General features: G+C 71.7%; 15 protein-coding genes. 12 read left to right on the top strand and 3 right to left on the bottom strand.

Going from position 1 to position 18,978, the window contains the following annotated elements:
• Positions 1 to 133 precede the first annotated feature (133 nt).
• From GA0074692_RS04285 to GA0074692_RS04235, 12 genes are all read left to right on the top strand, one after another.
• Positions 134 to 736, top strand: coding sequence for a DUF262 domain-containing protein (locus GA0074692_RS04285; protein ID WP_091639552.1), 603 nt, complete (start codon positions 134 to 136; stop codon positions 734 to 736).
• Between the two features lie 105 nt (positions 737 to 841).
• Complete coding sequence (locus GA0074692_RS04280; RefSeq protein WP_091639550.1) at positions 842 to 1,231, top strand: hypothetical protein; 390 nt, start codon at positions 842 to 844, stop codon at positions 1,229 to 1,231.
• A gap of 823 nt (positions 1,232 to 2,054) precedes the next feature.
• Positions 2,055 to 2,420, top strand: coding sequence for a hypothetical protein (locus tag GA0074692_RS04275; protein ID WP_091639549.1), 366 nt, complete (start codon positions 2,055 to 2,057; stop codon positions 2,418 to 2,420).
• A 73-nt stretch (positions 2,421 to 2,493) separates the two neighbouring features.
• Positions 2,494 to 3,519, top strand: a complete 1,026-nt coding sequence (locus GA0074692_RS35660; protein ID WP_091639547.1) for a hypothetical protein — start codon at positions 2,494 to 2,496, stop codon at positions 3,517 to 3,519.
• A 23-nt stretch (positions 3,520 to 3,542) separates the two neighbouring features.
• The gene (locus GA0074692_RS04265; RefSeq protein ID WP_091639542.1) at positions 3,543 to 3,998 is read left to right on the top strand and encodes a DUF4262 domain-containing protein; all 456 of its coding nucleotides are present in this window, start codon (positions 3,543 to 3,545) and stop codon (positions 3,996 to 3,998) included.
• 161 nt (positions 3,999 to 4,159) lie between these two features.
• The gene (locus tag GA0074692_RS04260) at positions 4,160 to 4,615 is read left to right on the top strand and encodes a hypothetical protein (protein ID WP_091639539.1); all 456 of its coding nucleotides are present in this window, start codon (positions 4,160 to 4,162) and stop codon (positions 4,613 to 4,615) included.
• A gap of 228 nt (positions 4,616 to 4,843) precedes the next feature.
• Positions 4,844 to 5,494, top strand: coding sequence for a hypothetical protein (locus GA0074692_RS34520; protein WP_176738224.1), 651 nt, complete (start codon positions 4,844 to 4,846; stop codon positions 5,492 to 5,494).
• 103 nt (positions 5,495 to 5,597) lie between these two features.
• Positions 5,598 to 5,864, top strand: coding sequence for a hypothetical protein (locus GA0074692_RS04250; protein ID WP_091639533.1), 267 nt, complete (start codon positions 5,598 to 5,600; stop codon positions 5,862 to 5,864).
• A gap of 384 nt (positions 5,865 to 6,248) precedes the next feature.
• On the top strand, positions 6,249 to 7,526 hold the full coding sequence (locus GA0074692_RS35655) for an AAA family ATPase (protein WP_245730140.1): 1,278 nt from the start codon (positions 6,249 to 6,251) through the stop codon (positions 7,524 to 7,526).
• A 22-nt stretch (positions 7,527 to 7,548) separates the two neighbouring features.
• Entirely contained in the window at positions 7,549 to 7,767 is a 219-nt protein-coding gene (locus GA0074692_RS35650; RefSeq protein WP_245730138.1) for a hypothetical protein, read from the top strand.
• A 60-nt stretch (positions 7,768 to 7,827) separates the two neighbouring features.
• The gene (locus GA0074692_RS04240) at positions 7,828 to 9,345 is read left to right on the top strand and encodes a VWA domain-containing protein (RefSeq protein WP_245730137.1); all 1,518 of its coding nucleotides are present in this window, start codon (positions 7,828 to 7,830) and stop codon (positions 9,343 to 9,345) included.
• A 236-nt stretch (positions 9,346 to 9,581) separates the two neighbouring features.
• Entirely contained in the window at positions 9,582 to 9,791 is a 210-nt protein-coding gene (locus GA0074692_RS04235; protein WP_091639531.1) for a hypothetical protein, read from the top strand.
• 326 nt (positions 9,792 to 10,117) lie between these two features.
• On the opposite strand, the gene GA0074692_RS04230 is transcribed toward GA0074692_RS04235, so the two are convergent.
• From GA0074692_RS04230 to GA0074692_RS04220, 3 genes are all read right to left on the bottom strand, one after another.
• Entirely contained in the window at positions 10,118 to 14,572 is a 4,455-nt protein-coding gene (locus GA0074692_RS04230; protein WP_141725147.1) for a tetratricopeptide repeat protein, read from the bottom strand.
• Between the two features lie 173 nt (positions 14,573 to 14,745).
• Positions 14,746 to 16,152, bottom strand: coding sequence for a hypothetical protein (locus tag GA0074692_RS04225; RefSeq protein WP_141725146.1), 1,407 nt, complete (start codon positions 16,150 to 16,152; stop codon positions 14,746 to 14,748).
• Positions 16,149 to 18,905, bottom strand: a complete 2,757-nt coding sequence (locus GA0074692_RS04220) for an AfsR/SARP family transcriptional regulator (RefSeq protein ID WP_245730135.1) — start codon at positions 18,903 to 18,905, stop codon at positions 16,149 to 16,151. The genes GA0074692_RS04225 and GA0074692_RS04220 overlap by 4 nt, the downstream gene beginning before the upstream one ends.
• Positions 18,906 to 18,978: the final 73 nt, after the last annotated feature.

Genomic DNA, 18,978 nt, shown 5'->3' with positions numbered 1-18,978 from the left:
GGCAGCAGATTCAAGGCGGCGGCACGGCGGCATCGAATAGCAGCCCGATCGGAACCTCCCGTCTGCCGGCGTTGGCCGCGAAGGCGCAGTCCGCCCACCGAGTCCTTTCATTCCTATCGGAGGAACAGCCAGCATGACCTGGCAAACCACGAACCCACTGACGCCGCTGTCCACCGGCTTCGGGGTCTGGTCCATCGACGAGTACACCGAGCGGATCCGTCGTGGCGAGATGATCCTCGACGCCCCGTACCAGCGTGGCCGCCGCTGGACCGACGACCAGCGCATCGCCCTCATGCGGTCCTGGCTACAGGGCGTCCCGATCCCCGCCGTCCTCCTCAACGACCGCACCGGGGCCGCCTGGCACGACAGCGACCCCGACGCCCACGTCACCTACGCCGTGGTGGACGGCCGGCAGCGTCTCGAAACCGCCCTCGCCTGGCAGGCCGGCAACCTGGCCATCCCCACCTCGTGGCTTCCCACCGACTGGATCCGCGTTGCCGAGGACACCGACGACGGTCCCTACGTCCGCGTGACTGGACTGCACGCACCCCGCCGGATCGCCCGGCTGATGGACCTGCCCTGTGTGCGGGCTCGGGTCGGCACCGTCGCGGACGAGGCCACCATCTACCTGCTCGTCAACGGTGCCGGAACGCCGCACGCCGGCGCTGACCTCGACCGCGCCGCGCGGATCGCCAACTCGCAGGCGTGCCCGCCGCCGATCAGCAGCATCCGGTAGCCGGCTGCTCGGCGCGGCGTTCGTCCGGGCGCGGGCGTCAGCCGACGGCGCACCCGGCAACAGCGCGGACCTTCTCTGACCTCACCTTCGAACAGGAAGCAGACCATGATCGACACTCAGCTCGTCCTCAAGTACTGCGACGTACGGATCAGCGTTCAGGCGCTCATGGACGCCGTCCCCGCCGGCGTCGACCAGCCGTCCGTGGCCTCGGAACTGTGGCACGCGCTCACCGCGCTCGCCAGCACCGAAGCGCAGATCGCCCAGCTCGTCCCGACCCTCCGCGACGCGCTGAGCGACGTCGAGAAGGTTCTCGCCGCCGGTCCCGACGACCGGATCCCGGTCGTCGACTCCACCGGCGCACTCCAGGCGCGTGGGCCTCGCCTCGACGCGCTGATCGGTAGGCGGGCCGCGCAGGTCGAGCACCTGCGGGCCATGACCCGGCTCTGGGTGACGCAGCACCCCGACCAGGCCACGACCACCCCGGCGCCGCGCTGAGGCGCGGCAACCCGCCCGGCGCGACCGGCTACGGGCAGGCCACTCCTCATCACCACCGCCCACCGTCTGCCCGGAGAGCACTCGCATCCCGTCCACGACCTGTTCGGCGCGCGGTTCACCTCGGGGACGCAGGCCTGAGCCGGCATCACCTGCCGCGCCGCTATGACGGCCCGTTCCGACAGTTCACCCTGACACGCACAGCCCTGGCCGGGGCCCGAGCACCTGCTGCCGCCGGCCGTGAGCCGGTCCCGTGTCCGCAGGCGCCCGTCCCCGGCCGGGGCTGTCGTTCCGCCCCGCGCGCATCGTCGCGCTGAAGGACCGACATGTTCCTGGACCCCGATACCGCCAGCTCCGCCGTCCGGCGCTCGCCCTCGACGAGGCGGTGACCGCCTCGTGGACGACACCTTCCCGCACCGGGCGGCCACCGCCTCGCACCCGGCCGGCTGGCCCGTGCCGCGACCAGGCAACCCGCGCACGTCGCGGACTGGATCGTCGCCGCCGCCCGCTGCACCGCGACAGCCAGGATCCACCGCCTGCTGACCGATGCCGCAGAGCCCCTCGAGCACGGTGATCGGCGACTCTCTCACGCCAGCCCCGCACCCACGATCACCCCGGGGCATACACCCTCACGTGGTGCCGCCAGCCCGGGCCACCCTCCGACGACAACCTGTGGACGACTTGATCGCGCCGCAGAGTCGAGCGTTGATCGTCGCGGTCACCACCGCTCCGACCGGACGGCGGTAGGACGGCTCCCAGGTCACGAGCCGAGACGGCCACGTCGGTGGTGACCACCCCGATCCGCTTGTCGAAAGGACCCGCTCCGATGCTGCCCGCCACTCCCGTCGATGTGCCCGAGAACGTCACGGACGTCCTGCTGTGGCGCATGGCCGTCCGCGTCACCGCCGACCACCAGCCCGACCCGCGCCACCCCGGCCGGTGCGCCAACCTGCGCTGCGCCCACGAGGCGTACCCCTGTCAGCCGCTGCGCGATGCACAGCGGGCACAGCATGCCGCCACCCGGCCGCCTCGGTTCACGCCGGGACGCGCCCGCGTCCCCGTCGTCGCCGCTGTCGCGCAGAGGTTCGCCGGCTGGTTCCGCCCCACGCGCCCCACGCCGGCAGTGGTCCGGCCCGCGCCGGAACCGCTGCCCCGCCGGCAACCCATGGCCGCTCTCCGCCTCGCAGCCTGACGGCCACCGTCCCCGAACCCAGCCACCGGCGCGCGCCCTGCCCCGCCGGTTCACCACCCCTTGAAGGAGGCACATGACCTTCCACACCGAAACAACCCTGGCCGGCTACGCCCGCGCCGCCGTCCATCTCAAGGGCCGAATGGTCGACTACGGCCGTACCAGCTTCGCCCGCCAGTACCTGAGGGCCTATCTCGACGCCGCGTTCGAGGGATCGGACGCGACGACGACACCAGAGGTACTCGACGCCGTCGACAGGCTCACTCACCAGCCCTGGCAACTCGGCGAGCCCTACGTTCTGGCTCCCGAGATGAGCGCGGTCGTGGCCGCCGCCGAAGCACTCAACCTGACCGGCGACGTCGTGCCCGACGACGTCGCTCCCAGCGACGGCGGCGTGCTGTTCCTGCCCGAACCGATCTACCACCGCGGACTGCACGGGCAGGTCACCTCGATCGGCGCGGTCACCTGGGCCAAGATGCGCAACCGCGCCACCGGCAGCACTGACTGGTGGATCATCGGCTGGGCGGACCGCGACGACCCCCTCGATCCGTCCGCTGCCCGCCGCCGCTCCCTCTACGCCGAACAACCCCAGCTCGCGGCAGAGTTGGGCCCCTACGTCCTGACGTCGTCCGCGCGGCTGCCCATCGGCAGGCCGGTCCAGGACCGCCCCGGCCCGCCGGTGGTCGACGATGACGACATCGAGTGGGAACCTGCGCCGGACGGGCGGTTCTGCATCGACGAGTCGACCGTCCGGGTCAACGCGGTGGCGGCCATCGCCTACGCGTTCTGGGTCATCCAGGCCCAACCCCTGGCCACCGTGTCCGCTGCGCCGCTGGACCGGGCCGCCCGCCGTCGCGCCCAGCGGGACAACGTCGTCCATGAGACCCGCGTCGTCATGCTGCGCCGCCGCAAGGCCATCACCGACCGCGACGGCGGCGAGGCCAGATGGCACTACCGGGTCCGGTTCTTCGTGAAAGGCCACTGGCGGCACCTCGTCAACGCCGACGGCCAGCCCTACAGGATCTGGATCCACCGACACATCAAAGGGCCGGACGGCGCTCCGCTGCTCCTCGGCGACGCCGTGTCCATTCTCGCCCGCTAACCACCCTCAGAAGGAGAACGAACATGCCATCCCTCGACGAGTTCTTCCGACGGCAGCAGGAGCACATCGACACCATCGGCTGGGCGGTGACTGCCGTCGTGCCGGATCGCGGTGAGACCGACAGCCCGTTCGCCTACACCGTCGGCCTGACCGAGCGTGACCTCCCCGAGCTGGTCATCGCCGGACTGGACCCCCTCATCGCGCACGAACTGCTCAACGACATGGCCCGCCGTGTGTACAGCGGGACGCAGCCGCTCACCCACGGTCAACGCGTCGACGACCTGCTCGTCGGCTACGACGCGGTGATCGTCGAGGGGCCAGCCACCGAGGCGCTGCACCCCGGCGCGGCCTACGCCCGGTACGGCAAGGATCGCGTGTACCTGCAGCAGATCGTGTGGCCGGACCAGCATGGCCGGTTCCCGTGGGACTGCGGGTACGCCTACCCCTGGCACGTCCAGCCGCTGCTCACACACCCGTAGCCGAACACACGGCGCCAGGCATCTGCCTCCCACGATTCGTTCTGCGGCCCGACAACACCAAACAGAAGCGCCGCCGTCGACACAGCCATCGATCCGCCCCACGCGCCCCGCGTGGGGCTTTGTCATGTCCGACGAAGATCCAGTCAGGAGCGTCGTTTTCCATGCCCAGCCACACGTTCACCACGGACGATCTCGTCGTCATCGACCCGGCCTTCGCCCGGCCGGGCGAGGAGACCGTCGTCTATCGCGTGCGTGAAGTGCACCGTGTCAACCTCATCGCCGCGCCCGTGACCGGCGGGCGCCCCATCCGGGCCCCCAAGGACATGTTCCAGCCAGCACCCGACAACACCATCACTGCGGCCAGCCAGCAGGACAGCACGCCGCCCACCCCCGAGGCCACCCCCACCATCCTCTGGCCGGGCAGCGTCGTCATGGTCGCCGGACCCGGCTGGCACGAGCCCGCCGGGCAGCTCCATGTCGTGCTGCGCGTCACCGGCGACAAGGTTTCCCTCGTCCAGCTCGGCGGCGACAACGGCCGCTACCGGCGGGGAGTCCACCGCAGCTTTTGCACCGTCGTCAACCCGAGCCGCATCAACCACACCCCGGTCTCCGACTGACCCCGTCCTGCGGCGCGTCAACCGGATGACGAGCGTCCCCGCCCCCGCTGTCGGTCGCCCTCGCGGCCAACGGCGGTGGCACCACGTTGGCAAGCCGGCACCGCGACGCCCCCAGGTCTCCTGGCTCGCCCCTCTCGTCCACCTGGCGCCCCGAGGACGGGCTGCCCGCGGCCTCCAGCGCCGTGGGCCCGTCCTCGTGGGCACCGCCGATCTCTGTTGGAGAACTCCATGCCTCCGTCGCGAAGCCCGCTCGTGCGGGTCGCCACGCAGTTCGGCTACGACCTCGACGAAACCTCCCTCCTGGCCGACCCGCGCGTCGCTGCGACCGACACGCAGTCCGCCCGGCTGTGCGCGGTCCTGATCGAGCACGTCAGCGGTACCGCCGATGCCGCCCTGCGGTACACGATCAGCCAGGACCCGGACTACCTCGGCGGCGTCGTCGCCGACACCGTCACGGCGATCGAGCGCGCCTGGCGGGCGATCGCCGCGCTCCTGGCCGCCGCGGTCACCGCCGGTGCCGCGCGGCAGCTCACCCCGGACGGCACGCGCGCCGCCGACTCCTCATCCTGGCGTCCCGCTGTGGTCCGCATCGCCAACGCCAGCGGCGGGCCCTACCCCTGCCAGGTCGGGCCACAGCACTGGAACGGTTGGGCCAGGCCCCGCTTCACTCGCGATGTGGTCGCGCGGCTGACGGCTGACGTGGACGAGCAGTGGCGCCACGATGGCGCGCAGCCCGACTCCATGCCGGGACAGCTATTCGTCAGCGGCGACGTGCTCCTTCTGCACGGCGAGGGCGTTCGGGAGGTCATCGCACCGGACGACGACGACATGTTCGCCGTCGGCGCCGGCACCTGGATGTGGGAGGAGTGGCCGGATTAGCGACCAGGATCGGCGCACCCGCGGCCGCACTCCCGCAGCAGGTCGAGGGCCGCGTGGCGCGCACCCCTTTGGAAAGTAAGCCTCAAGCTCCTGGAGAGATGACATGTTCAGGATCCTCGCGGTGTCGATACGAGGGCACCGCTACCTGGAGGGCAACCCGACATCTCACCCGATCACCGAGGTCCCGCCCGGTGTCGGAACCCGGTTCCCCAGCCTCACCGCAGTGAAACAGCACGTGCAGCGCGAGTACCGCAGCCTGTCGGTGGTCTGGCGCGTCGAGGTCATCGACGAGCGTGGTGAGGTCGTATCGCGCGGCACGCGTGACGGCGTCAACGGCACCGGCAGCCGCTGGGTGTGGCAGACCACGTAAAGCCGCGATCGACCCCACCACGCCCACCAGTCGCAACCACCTGACCCGCTCCGCGCACAGGCTCCTCGACGCGCGACGCGAGCGGCACTCGCTCCACCTGTTTACGCGGCGTCATCCGTAGCTGACCGACGCCCGTTTCCGGCGACCGCCACCGGTTGCCCGCCCCGTCCTCCCCCGGGCGGTTCGGCGCGGCACCAACCCATTCCCAATCGGGAGGTGGCCGCGCCGGAGGCGTGGCCACCTCCTGCCCGTTGTCAGGAGGAACCACGCGTGCACCCTCAACCCGCACCAGAGCACACCAGCCCCGGCCGCGACTTGAACACCCAACCGGGTGGCGGTAGTCGTGTCCCCGCCGCACCAACCGGCGGCGTCAGGGGACCGGCGATGACGACACCAACAGCGGGCACGCCCGCCACGCCCAGCGGCTCCACGCCCAGCAGCGGGATCAACGCGGTCAGCGGGCTGCCGAGGTTACGCGCCGGCGAGCTGCAGAACCAGGTCCTCGCCGTACTGTCCAGCGCCGGAGTCGCCATGGACGTCGGCGACATCGCCGCGATCCTGGTCGGTCGGTCCTCCGGCGCGATCGGTCAGGCCTGCGACCGGCTCGCCGAGCGCGGCCACGCCGAACTCCTGCCCGGCTCGCCCAAGCAGTACCGCATCACCCAGGCGGGAACAGCCGAACACCGGGCCAACCCGACGCCGCTACCGCCTGCGCCACCGCCCGCCACCCGACCCGCGCCCGCCACCCGTCCGGCGAACCCCGCCCCACGGCCGGCGTCGGCGTCGACCACCCGCCCGGCTGTGTCGACCCCGCGACCGGGCACCCCCACCCCCACGCCGCCCGCGCCGGGTAAGCCGACCACCGGGCCGGTGCGGCGCCCGAACGGGCAGCTGTACTACCCGCGGCTGCTGGCCAAACGCCCCGACGTCGACGTGCTGCGCGACCTGCGCGACGCCGACGTGCCCGTGCTGCTGTACGGGCCACCGGGGACCGGCAAGACCTCGCTGATCGAGGCCGCGTTCGGCGCCGACCTGCACACGGTGCCCGGCGACGGCGACACCACCGTCGGGGACATCGTCGGGGACTACGTGCCCACCGACGCCGGCGGCTACGAGTTCGTGCCCGGTCCGCTGCCGCGGGCGATGGAAGCCGGCGGAGTGCTGTTCATCGACGACGCCACCCTGATCCAGCCGAAGGTCCTCGCCGTGGTCTACCCGGCCATGGACGGCCGCCGGCAGATCATCCTCAAGGCCGCCGCTGGCAGGGTTGTCACCGCCTCCCCCGGCTTCTACGTCGTCGCCGGCCACAACCCGGGCGTGCACGGCGCCGTGCTGACCGAGGCCCTCGCCTCCAGGTTTTCCACCCAGGTCAAGGTTTCCTCCGACTACGACCTGGCCGCCGCGCTCGGCGTCGACTCCCGGATGGTGCGCGCCGCCCGCAACCTCGCCACCCAGTACGACAGCGGCGAGATCGGCTGGGCGCCACAACTGCGGGAACTGCTCGCCTTCAAGCGGATCGCCGACGTGCTCGGCGTCGACACCGCCATGGCCAACCTCATCGGCCTCGCCCCGGTCGAGGACCGCGAGGTCGTGCACAAAGCCGTCTGCCAAGCCTTCGGCCTGGCCAAGATCCTGCCGCTCGCCCTCGGCAACCAGCTGTAACCCCGGAAAGGAGGGCAGCACCATGTCGCTGTCGAAACACCTCAACGCTGACCCCGACGCCGCCTCCACCCCGCTGCCGGCAGACCACGCCTGGCTCCGCATGTCAGCTGCGCTCAGCGCGCACATCCCACCGATCGCCGGCCGGGAGGACCTGCTCGTCGTCATCGAACCCGGTGCCGGCGGCGGCGCACCCGCCTGCTTCATCCGCGAACGCGCCACCATCGAAATCGACGGCACGTAGCTCGGCGTCGACCCCCGCACGGTCGACCCGCACGACCCGGATGCTCGAGAGAAGTACCCCGTGGCGTGGGGGCTGCTGGTCCACGAGGCCGCGCACTCCCAGCACACCCGCTGGGAGTTCGGGTCCGGACCCGCCCGGGTGGCCGAGGCCGCCGCCCTGCTGGAGGAGTCCCGCATCGAGGCCGCCCAGCTGAGCCGCAGGCCCGGCGACCGCCGCTGGCTACGCGCCGCCGTCACCAGGATCCTGCTCGACGACATCCCGACCACCGACGACGCGTGGGCCGCCGCCGCCAGCGCCGCCCTCGTCCTCGGCCGGGTCGACGCCGGTGTCATCGACCCCGACGAGGCCGAACAGCTACGCAGGGCTGTCGTCCGGATCCTGCGCCCCGCCCTGCTCGGCACCCTCACCCGGATCTGGCGCGACGCGCATCAGGCGCCCGACGACGACACTGAGGCCATGCTCGCCCTCGGTCGACGCTGGTGCGACGCGCTGGGCGTGGACCCCGACGCCGCGCTGCCCGCACCGGGGCCTGCCCAGGCCGGGCAGGGCAGCACGGGACAGGCAGGGCAGGGCACAGGCGGCAGTCCCGCTGGCAGAGGTGTGCTGCGCAAGGCGGCTGGCTCCGTCGTCGGCGCCGTGGCAGTCCACGACGCCGAAGCCGCCCAGGCCGCTGCGGCTGCCGCCGCCCGCGCCGAACAGCGGGCCCAGCAGCGCCAGGCCGAGGCCGACCAGCAGAAACGGTCCCAGGACGCGGCCGGCGCGGTGTTCGGGAGCGACTCAGGCGCGGGCGGCGGAGGTGGCGCGAGCACCAAGGGGTCACCGCTGGTACGCAAGCAACCTCCCCCGCACCGGAGCCGGCAGCCCGACGACGACGAGCGGGCCGCCGCGCGGCAGCTCGCCCGCGCACTGCGGGAAGCCGCCTACCGGGAACCGACCGACGCAGTCATCACCTCGGTGACACCGCCCGGCCGGCTCGTCACCCGCGCCGCGCTCGCCGCCGACGCACAGCGCGCCGCCGGGCAGATCCCCACCTCCGAACCGTGGCGGCGTAGCGAACGCCGCCGCGTGCCGCAGCCACCGATCCACGTCGGGATCGTCGCCGACGTCTCCCCCTCGGTGGAAACGTTCGCCAGGCCGATCGCCTCGGCGGCGTGGATCACCGCGCAGGCCACCGCCTGGGCCGGCGGCACCAGCGCCACCGTCACCTTCGGCCAGTACGTCACCGCCGTGACCCGCCCCGGCCAACCACCCGAGAAGGTCCGCCTGTTCGGCAGGGAGAACAACACGCAGGGATTCCCCCTCGCGGTCGACGCCCTCGACGCCGCCCTCAGCCTGGCCGACCCGCGCGGCGGCGCGCGGCTGCTCGTTGTCGTCAGCGACGGCGAATTCACCGCCGCCGAGATCACCGACGGCCAGAAACGTCTGGACCGGCTCGTCCGCGCCGGCTGCGGACTACTCTGGCTCGGCCCACCCGACGCCCGTCCACTCAAGGGCGCCCACGCCACCGTCCTCGGCAACCCCGCCGATGCAGGACGGCTCATCGCCCGCGCCGCCGCCACCGCCCTACGCAACAACTGAACCGACGCCGGGATCGGCACTGCCAGCACCGCCACTCGCGGTCCGGGCGGTGCCGGCCGGCCCGCCCCCGTGGAGTCCCGGCCTACAGCGCAGCGCCCATCCGGCGATGCTGGCGCCGGCGAGCTCCGTGCCTCCCCAGGCGGCCTCGCACACCCCACTGCAGAGGCCGGCGTGTGGATCGGCAAGGCTACGTTGTTGGGATCCGCTTAGAACGGGGTGACAGCACTGTGGGCGCCATGAATCCCGAACGCCGTCGTCGTCTGGTCGCGCTCGGCGAGTGGCACCGGGAGTGGACCGCCCGCCACGAGAGTTCGACGCCGTTCGACCCGAGCAGTCGCCCAGAGGGCAGCGACTACGCCCAACACCATGTCACCCTCGACGCCGACGGCGCAGCGCAGGACGAGTTCTTCGCCCGCGCCAACCACATCATGGGCATTGACCGATAGGCCCGCCCGACTGGTAGTTTCCGGACCGAAAACAACTCCAGCGCTGTAAGGCGTGATGGAAATCCAAGTTCCCGGGCGTTCATTCGGTGCCGCGACCAGGGAGGGCGGGCGTTGTTTCGGCCCGGTAACTACGGCGCGGCCGACTCGGGGGAGGTGTCTGGTCGCAGCGTGGTGAGGTAGACGTCGACGTCGGGGCGACTGACCTGCGGCGAGTCCCGTCCGAACGCGGCCAGCCAGGCGAGGTAGTGCGCGAGGTCGGGGCACGGGGTGGGCTCCTGAGACGGGTTTCGGGCCCGGTCGCTCTTGGCAATCTGCGGAAACGTTCATCAACTCTGGTTTTGATCAATCGTACTGTTATTAGTCGTTTCCGAGACAGCTTCCGACGATGGGCTGCCCTGCCCTGCGAGCAGGTCGGCCAACCGCCTGGCGGCGTGCCTGTCGCCGGTGTCGGCCCGAGCCCGCAGCTCGTCAACCCGGCCCTGCTCGACAATCAGGTCGACCAACCGCCCGGCGGCGTACTCGTCGCCGGCGTTGGCCCGAACTCGCAGGATGCCGATCGCCTCATCAACGTGGCCCTGCTCGACAAGCAGGTTGGCCAACCGCTCGGCGGTGTGCCTGTCGCCGGCGTTGGCTCGAGCCCGCAGCTCGTCAACCTGGCCCTGCTCGATAAGCAGGTCGACCAACCGCCGGGCGGCGTGCCCGTCGCCGGCGTTGGCCCGAACTCGCAGGATGCCGATCGCCTCATCAACGTGGCCCTGCCCGATAAGCAGGTCGACCAACCGCTCGGCGGCGTGCCAGTCGCCAGCGTTGGCCCGAACTCGCAGGATGCCGATCGCCTCATCGACGTGGCCCTGCTCGACAAGCAGGTTGGCCAACCGCTCGGCGGTGTGCCTGTCGCCAGCGTTGGCTCGAGCCCGCAGCTCGTCAACCCGGCCCTGCTCGACAAGCAGGTCGACCAACCGCCGGGCGGCGTACTCGTCGCCGGCGTTGGCCCGAGCCCGCAGGATGCCGATCGCCTCATCGACGTGGCCCTGCTTGACAAGCAGGTCGGCCAACCGCCGGGCGGCGTGCACGTCGCCGGCGTCAGCCCGAACTCGCAGGATGCCGATCGCCTCATCAACGTGGCCCTGCCCGATAAGCAGGTCGGCCAACCGCCGGGCGGCGTACTCGTCGCCGGCGTTGGCTCGAGCCCGCAGCTCGTCAACCCGGCCCTGCTCGACAAGCAGGTCGACCAACCGCGCGGCGGTGTGCCTGTCACCGGCGTCGGCCCGAGCCCGCAGCTCGTCAACCCGGCCCTGCTTGACAAGCAGGTCGACCAACCGCCGGGCGGCGTGCCTGTCACCGGCGTCGGCTCGAACCCGCAGCTCGTCAACCCGGCCCTGCCCTGCGAGCAGGTCGACCAACCGCGCGGCGGTGTGCCAGTCGCCGGCGTCGGCCCGAGCCCGCAGGATGCCGATCGCCTCATCGACGTGGCCCTGCTTGACAAGCAGGTTGGCCAACCGCTGGGCGGCGTGCCTGTCGCCGGCATCGGCCCGAGCCCGCAGCTCGTCAACCCGGCCCTGCCCTGCGAGCAGGTCGGCCAACCGTCGGGCGGCGTGCCTGTCGCCGGTGTCGGCCCGAGCCCGCAGCTCGTCAACGTGGCCCTGCTCGACAAGTAGGTCGGCCAACCGCGCGGCGGTGTGCCTGTCGCCGGCGTTGGCCCGAGCCCGCAGGATGCTGATCGCCTCATCAACGCGGCCCTGCCCGATAAGCAGGTCGACCAACCGCAGGGCGGCGTGCACGTCGTCGGCGTCGGCCCGAACCCGCAGGATGCCGATCGCCTCATCAACGCGGCCCTGCCCGATAAGCAGGTCGGCCAACCGCAGGGCGGCGTACTCGTCGCCAGCATCGGCTCGAGCCCGCAGCTCGTCAACCCGGCCCTGCTCGACAAGCAGGTCGACCAACCGCCGGGCGGCGTGCACGTCGCCGGCGTCGGCCCGAACCCGCAGGATGCCGATCGCCTCATCAACGCGGCCCTGCCCGATAAGCAGGTCGGCCAACCGCAGGGCGGCGTACCCGTGGCCGGCATCGGCTCGAGCCCGCAGCTCGTCAACCCGGCCCTGCTCGACAAGCAGGTCGACCAACCGCCCGGCGGCGTGCACGTCGCCGGCGTCGGCCCGAACCCGCAGGATGCCGATCGCCTCATCAACGCGGCCCTGCCCGATAAGCAGGTCGGCCAACCGCAGGGCGGCGTACCCGTGGCCGGCATCGGCTCGAGCCCGCAGCTCGTCAACCCGGCCCTGCTCGACAAGCAGGTCGACCAACCGCCCGGCGGCGTGCACGTCGCCGGCGTCGGCCCGAACCCGCAGGATGCCGATCGCCTCATCAACGCGGCCCTGCCCGACAAGCGGGTCGACCAACCGCAGGGCGGCGTGCACGTCGCCGGCATCGGCCCGAACCCGCAGGATGCCGATCGCCTCATCAACGCGGCCCTGCCCGATAAGCAGGTCGGCCAACCGCCGGGCGGCGTACTCGTCGCCGGCATCGGCCCGAGCCCGCAGCTCGTCAACCCGGCCCTGCTCGACAAGCAGGTCGACCAACCGCCCGGCGGCGTACCCGTCGCCGGTGTCGGCCTGAAGTCGGAGGTGTTGGACGTGCGCGGTGTGGGCGAGGTGGTCTTGGAGGATGGCGTGGCGGAATTGGTAGACCGTGCCTGCTTGGCGTAGGACGCCGTGGTGGTGGGCGCTGGCGAGGAGAGGTTTCAGGCGCCAGGGCAGCCAGCCTTGCAGTGCGAGACGGGTGTGGGTCAGACGGAACCGGGTCCAGGTCCAGCCGCCGGCTACGAGCCCGGCGGTGATGCCGTAGACCGCGGCGGCCGTGATACCGATAGCCAAGGGCGTCGGGGTATGGGCCAGCGCCCCTATGAGGGTGAACACGGGGCCGCTGGTCAGAGCCTGTTGAAACGCGGTGGCGGTGATGTTACGGCGGTTGTGGGCCAGGTCAGTCGGGGACGTGGTGGCCCGGCGGCTTGGTGGGGCCGGTCGCCAGGACGGCAGGACGGCGGTGAGTAGCCCGTAGACCAGTCCGGCCGGTAGCGCGGCCTCCCAGCCGGTGGTGATCAGCCCAGTCAACAGTCCACCGACGACCCCGTATCCCAACGGAAGGGCGACCTGTTCGATGCGGCGCTGACGCCGAGTCTGGAAGGCCACACGTACATAGGGCGGGTGGCCGTGCGGCCACATCGGCCGCAGCCAGCCGCTGGCCGCCGTCGACATGACGAGGATTCCCGTCAGAGCGGACCAGATACCGCTGACCCCGGCGCTGGCACCGACCAGTCCCGCGAACAGCCCGCCCATCACTACCGCCACGGCGGTGGTCATCACCGACACCCGGCGTGGGCGGGCCGCGAGCAGGCCGGGGTCGATCTGCCACCAGTGCCAGTCGCGGGTACCGCTCCGGTACAGGTGGTAGGCCAGACAGGTCAACCACCGGCGGGCCTGCGCCGGGTCATCACGTCGCCACCGCGGACCGGTTGGATCATTCCGCCGCCCGGGTGGGTGGGTGTAGGCGGCGGTGACGAACGCGTCCATCAACCGGCCGGTGATCGCCTGTCGGGTCGCCAACTCGAGCAGCTCGGCCGGATCCGTCCTGGGGTCTTTGTAGGCGGTGCGGGCCAGAGCCACCATCAGCGGCGTGGACAACGCCTGCGCCAGGGGATCCGCCGGCACGTTCGTGCGGGGCTCGTCGCCGTCGGGGCGGGGGCGTAGGCGGGCGAATACCGGTTCCCAGCGGAGCCGGGCTTGTTCCGGGTAGGACAGGTACTCGATCGCCGCGTCGGTGGTGACCGGTTCGAGTTCCACCACCGCCGCGGTCGTCAGGATGGTCTCGCTGCGGGTCACCGCCCGCTCGTACTCGCCGATACGGCAGGTCACCACCAAAGGTCGGCCCGCTGCGGCGTGAGCGTCCAGGGCTTGCAGCGCGGGGCCGATGGCCGGGGCGGGCAGTTCATCCAGGCCATCCAGCACCGGGATCACCTGCCGATGCTCCACCAGCCGTTCGGCCACCGACTGCGGGTCGCCGAAGCTGGCCAGTACGTCGGCGTAGTCCTCGGCGAGGCGGCGGGCCACGAAAACGTCCACCGGCTCGGCTGGATCCCACACGTTGATCGCCAACAGCACCGGCACCGGTTCCCCTTCGGTCCGGGTACGGATCAACCCGAGAGTCAACAGCATCGCGAACACGCTCTTGCCCGCACCCGGCTCGCCAAGCACCATCAACTGCCGGCGTGGCAGGCCCCGGAAGGCGTTCACGATTTGCCGGTTGATTTCGCCAGGCTGCCCGGGTAGCGGCACGTCGGTCTGTCCGCTGAGCGGGAACCGCTGCCAGCCACCGTCCGACCGGTCACCGGTCACCGCCTCGCGGCTGGCCGCCGGACGACCCGTTGACGACCAGGACACCCGCAATGGCGCCGGCCGGGTCACCTCCCGCCGTACCGCCTCCCCAGCCCAGTCCCGTTCCAAGCGGGCCGCGAGATCCGTAACCACCCCAGCGTCACCGAAAACAGACCGGGGCTGGGCGGCCCGCACCGTCGCCATGGTGCCGACCATCGTCGCCACGGTGCCGGCCACACCCAGCACCATGCTGAAGACCCAGCTGACCTGCTCGGTGCCACCCCACCCCGGCTCCGGCAGGACCGGTGGCCGCCACCACACCCACACCACGACGGCGGCGCCCAGCGCCGCGACACCGAGCAGGACCAGCCGTAAGGGACGCCGCAGCCGACGACCGAACACTTGAGCCACCGCACCATCATGGACAGTCGCCGCACCATCGGGATCACTCGCCCCACGCCCACCAAGCCTGACGCCGGGAAGGAGTCAGACCCCAGACATGCCTCGCCGTAGTTTCCGTGGCCGAAACAACGCCTGCCCTGAGTCTTCAGGGCAGCACCGCCTGCCCGCTAACGCTCGTGAACCTAGGGTCGGTCACGCACGCTCGACCGGCGGAAGCCCGGAGGTAGGTTACGGCGGACGGTACGTTCCGATCGGCCGATCCGCCGGGCGATTTCGTCCAACCTCATCCGCGGGTCGACGTTAAGCCAGTAGGCGACCGCGGCGACGGTGTCGGTCGGGCCCTCGGACCGCTCCTCGGCTTTGGCTGGCGTTGACGTTTCGTCCCAATCGTGGTCAGTGTCGCCCCGGAAGGCTTTCGGCTCCTCAGGGCCGACTGGTGACGCACCGTCCACCGTTCGTTTCGCCCCGTCTGGAGCCAGATCGCGCTGCGGTGGCTTCGGGGCCGCGTCGTCAACGACATGCTCGGTCGCCGTTGCGGCCGGCGGCTCGGGTAGGTCGGATCCGGGACCGCCGGCGACCTGTCGATGTCGCCGCCCTTCGGTGGCGGGTGCCAGTCGTTCCGGCTCGACGAGGCCGCCCACAGGAGAATCGTCCTTGGGCAGGGGTTCGGTCACCGTGCCGGGACGCCCGAGCCGTGAAGAACACCAGCTGACGATCCGACGCGGACGTCGTTCGGGCCCGCTGGCGATCCGTGCGGGGGTCAGGTCGGCGGCGATGAGGGTGGTGAGGCCGTCGTAGTCGGCGGTGTCGGCCAGCCGGGCGGCGATCTGGTCGAGGTCGTAGACGTGCACGGCGATGGTGGCGGTGGTGGGGTCGACCGCTGTTCTGATCTTGCGGCGGAGGATCTTGGCGATCGCGGCGTTGCGGTGTTCGCGGCGCAGGGCCGTGCGCGCGGCGTCGAGTGACCCGTAGAGGCCGAGCCCTGGGTCGGCTTTGGCCATGGACCGGGCTCGTCGGGTGATCAGTGGGTGGCGCAGCCAGTGGCCGAGCGGCTCGTAGGACGGTGTGGTGGCCGGTAGGGCTCCGATCGCCCGGAGTCGGTCCCGGCGGACGTTCTCGACGTGCGTCAGCCAGACCAGGTATCCGAGGGCGGACATGCCGGCGAAGAACCCGCCGAGGAGGTGGTTGTCGTGGGCCAGCCAGTTGAATGCTGTCGCGCCGGCCGCGATGGCGGCGGACAGCATCCGGGAGGCGAGCGCGCTTTCACCGAGGCGGCGGCGCACGTCGGCGTTGGCCATCACCACGACGCCGCCCAGTTCCAGGGCGCCCACTGCGGGGATCGCGATGAGTAGCGGGATGTCGAGTTTCTGGGTGGCGCCGGTGACCTGCCCGGTGAGCGCGACGAGCAGCACGACGACGTAGAAGATGGCCCGCATCTGGGCGGCTCGCCGTACGGCGTGCGTCAACTCGGCGTCGAGCTGGCCTATGGCCGGCTGGTGGCTGAGTCGAGCTGGGGGCGTGCCGAGGAGCCCGGGCGGTTGCCAAGGTCTGCCGGTGGCGCGGGTCCGACCCGTGTAGGTGCCGGTCATCGGACCGCCCCGTCCTGTTCGGCGAGGCGCGGGCCGCGCTGTAGTCGGTTGATCAGGGTGGTCGCGAGGGTGGCCGTGTCGTCGCTGACATCGGTGTCGATCTCGTCGAGGGCGCGGGCGAGTTGGCGGTGCAGGTCACGGATCGCGGCGGCGTCGCCGAGGGTGGCGTGGGCGCGCATTGCTGCCTGGTACAGCGCCTCGGCGTACGGGTGGTGTCCGATGGCGGTGGTGAGCGCGGCGAGTGCCTCGCGGGGCTGGTCGTGCAGGGCGTCGGCCAGCGCGAGCGTGGCGTCGACGGCCTGCCGTTGAACGGCCTCCCGGTAGGGCTCGATCCATTCGTAGCCCTTGTCGCCAGCGAGGGGTCCCTGGTAGGTGTCGATGGCGCGGCGTAGGGCGGCGATGCGGTCGGCGGCGGTGGTGGCGCGGTTGGCCTGGTCGAGGGCATCGCTCATTCGCCACAGGTCCACGTCGACCGTCTCCCGGTGCAGGATGTACCGCCGGTCGGGGTGGGACAGGTACGTGGTGGAGCCGCCGGTGCGTTTGAGGACGCGGCGCAGGTTGTAGACGTAGGTGTGCAGCCGGTGGGGTGCCTTGCTCGTGGCGGCGTCGGGTAGCAGGTCCTCCAGGATTGCCTCCTGACTCGCGGTGCCGCCTCGGGCGGCCAGGTAGACCAGCAGTTCCAGGGACTTGCCGCGCAGCGGCTGGGTGGTGTCCATGTCGACGATCCGGGCGTCCCCGAGTACCTGCACCTCGACGCGTCCTGGTCCGTCGCTGGCAGGGGCCGGGTGCGGCGAGGCGTCGTCCACGTCGAGGTCGGGGTGCTTGTCGTCGGTGGGGTTCGCCTCGTCGGCAGGTGCCGGCTCGCCGTCGTCAGCCTGGTGATCGTCGCTGTCAGGTGGCGAGGGGTCGGCGGGTGGCGGCGGGGATTCGCCGGTGTGGGACTCGGCGAGGACTCGGAGCAGGTCGGCAGCGTCGTCCGGATCTATGACGTTGAGCCGGCCGACGTCGGCGAGGTGGCGGCCACCACCGTGGGCGTTGCCGTCAGCGGGGCGAGTGGTCCCGTCGTCGGCGACGATAACGGTGTCGCCGTTCGGCCAGGCACCGAGTAGGACGCCGTGGATGTCGAGACGCTGCCCCTGGGTGAGCAACGTGGAGACGGCGCGCTCGTCAGGAACGTCGTCGACGTCGGCGATGACCAGCAGCGGCGGCAGCGGTGCGGCGAGGCCGTCGGCGTCGCGCAGCTCGGCGACGGTGTCGACGTCGTGATCGGCGCACCAGCGGGCACGGTGCAGGATCTCCTCTTCCAGAAGCGTCACCGCGTCGGTCTGCCGGTGGGTGATCGTCAGCCGTGGTGTGTCGGGCACGGTCGCGGCCGATGCCAGCAGCGTGGACAGGGCGGTGGAAGAGATAACGACGTGGGCGCGCTCGTAGGGTTCGTCGGTGCCGCCGGCGGCGAGCGCGGCGACCAGGAAACCTCGGGCTGCCGCCTCGGCTCCGGGTCCGGTGACCCCCAGCCCGGACGGGGGCCACATGTCGCCCAGGTGGTTGGTCAACGCGGGCGTGAGCGGGCTCGGAGTCTGCTCGGGGTGAAGCATGTCGGAGGGCAGGCCGGTCCGGTCGGGCTCGCTGCCGGGTGTGCTGGGGTCCGTGCCCGGCTGGGTGGTTGGTGTCGCTGCGGCGGCCAGGTGGCGCAGCGCGCGGCGGATGCCGGTGACCAGCGGGGGCATCGGTGCCACGCTCGGATCGTCCAGACGTAGCAGTGGCGTTGGCGGGCGTGGGTGGTATCGGCGGCGGCGGTGCGCCCAGACCAGGGCGACAGCCGCTAGCACCGCGGTCGCTAAGCCGAGGTCGATCCAGCCGCTGCGACCGACCTGGACACCGCAGGGTGGGGCCGGAGCAGACGACAGGTCGGGCATCGGATGGGCGGCCGGCGAACCGGCCGTCGGGCTGGTCACCACTGTTGTCGGGGAGGTTGCTGGTGGCGCCGAGGGTGCCTCGGACGTGTTCTCGCCGGCGGGGTTGCCGCTGCGCGGAGTGGCGGGGGCCGAGTCGTGGGGAGTGGCCGGCGGCGCGGACGTGGGCGGCTTCGCTAGGGGTGGCGCAGGCCGCGTAGCGGTGCTGGCGGGCAGGTCGAGGACCCAGCCGGGACGGATCAGGTCCGGGTCGGTGAGGGTGCCGCCGGTGGGAAAGCGGGTGCCGCGGTTGAGGGCGAAGATGTCGTCCCAGCGGTCGCGGTCGCCGAGGCGATGCGCCGCAATCGTGGACAGTGACTCGCCGCGCCGCACCTTGTGGGTGGGGCTGCCATCGGCAACCGTACGGTCGCCCGCCCGGGTGTCGGATGCCGAGCGCGCGGCATCCGGTGCGGGATCGTGGAGCGTCGCCGTAGCCGGTGCGGGCGCGGCGTGCGCGGCCACACCACTGGTGGTGATGGCGGAGGCCCCGAGGACCGCCGCAGTCAGGCCCTGCAGCGGCCGGGGCAGGTGAATCGGCGGCAGCCACCGCGTAAGGCGGGTGGCGGCGACGTAGAGGCGAACCGCGACGGCGGTGGCCAGCAGCGCCCACACCAGCCACGCCGCGACCAGGACGACCACGGCCAGGAAGCCGGGAGTCAGGGGCTGGTGAATCCACGCCCGCAGCAGGGCCATCGAGGGACGCGGGACAGCGTCGCCGCCGACGCGTATCAGGATGGCCGGTACCACGGTCACGAGGACGGTCACTGCCGTGGCCCGGGCCAGAGCAGACGGACGCGCCACAGGGTGCCTCCTTCGACAGGGGTGTGAGAAACAGTCCGGCGGGAGGGTGCGGCTCCGCCGGTGACAGGGGAAT

Origin of the sequence: Micromonospora pallida, assembly GCF_900090325.1 — a bacterium.
In the GTDB taxonomy this organism is placed as follows: Bacteria; Actinomycetota; Actinomycetes; order Mycobacteriales; family Micromonosporaceae; genus Micromonospora; species Micromonospora pallida.
This window is presented reverse-complemented; position numbering and strand designations above follow the sequence as displayed.

Bases quoted from the DNA above. Each gene is read 5' to 3' on its own strand.
- GA0074692_RS35655 (WP_245730140.1), top strand. From the start codon at position 6,249: ATGACGACACCAACAGCGGGCACGCCCGCCACGCCCAGCGGCTCCACG.
- GA0074692_RS35650 (WP_245730138.1), top strand. From the start codon at position 7,549: ATGTCGCTGTCGAAACACCTCAACGCTGACCCCGACGCCGCCTCCACC.
- GA0074692_RS04285 (WP_091639552.1), top strand. From the start codon at position 134: ATGACCTGGCAAACCACGAACCCACTGACGCCGCTGTCCACCGGCTTC.
- GA0074692_RS04235 (WP_091639531.1), top strand. From the start codon at position 9,582: ATGAATCCCGAACGCCGTCGTCGTCTGGTCGCGCTCGGCGAGTGGCAC.
- GA0074692_RS04275 (WP_091639549.1), top strand. From the start codon at position 2,055: ATGCTGCCCGCCACTCCCGTCGATGTGCCCGAGAACGTCACGGACGTC.
- GA0074692_RS04250 (WP_091639533.1), top strand. From the start codon at position 5,598: ATGTTCAGGATCCTCGCGGTGTCGATACGAGGGCACCGCTACCTGGAG.
- GA0074692_RS04280 (WP_091639550.1), top strand. From the start codon at position 842: ATGATCGACACTCAGCTCGTCCTCAAGTACTGCGACGTACGGATCAGC.
- GA0074692_RS34520 (WP_176738224.1), top strand. From the start codon at position 4,844: ATGCCTCCGTCGCGAAGCCCGCTCGTGCGGGTCGCCACGCAGTTCGGC.
- GA0074692_RS04260 (WP_091639539.1), top strand. From the start codon at position 4,160: ATGCCCAGCCACACGTTCACCACGGACGATCTCGTCGTCATCGACCCG.
- GA0074692_RS35660 (WP_091639547.1), top strand. From the start codon at position 2,494: ATGACCTTCCACACCGAAACAACCCTGGCCGGCTACGCCCGCGCCGCC.
- GA0074692_RS04225 (WP_141725146.1), bottom strand. From the start codon at position 16,152: ATGACCGGCACCTACACGGGTCGGACCCGCGCCACCGGCAGACCTTGG.
- GA0074692_RS04265 (WP_091639542.1), top strand. From the start codon at position 3,543: ATGCCATCCCTCGACGAGTTCTTCCGACGGCAGCAGGAGCACATCGAC.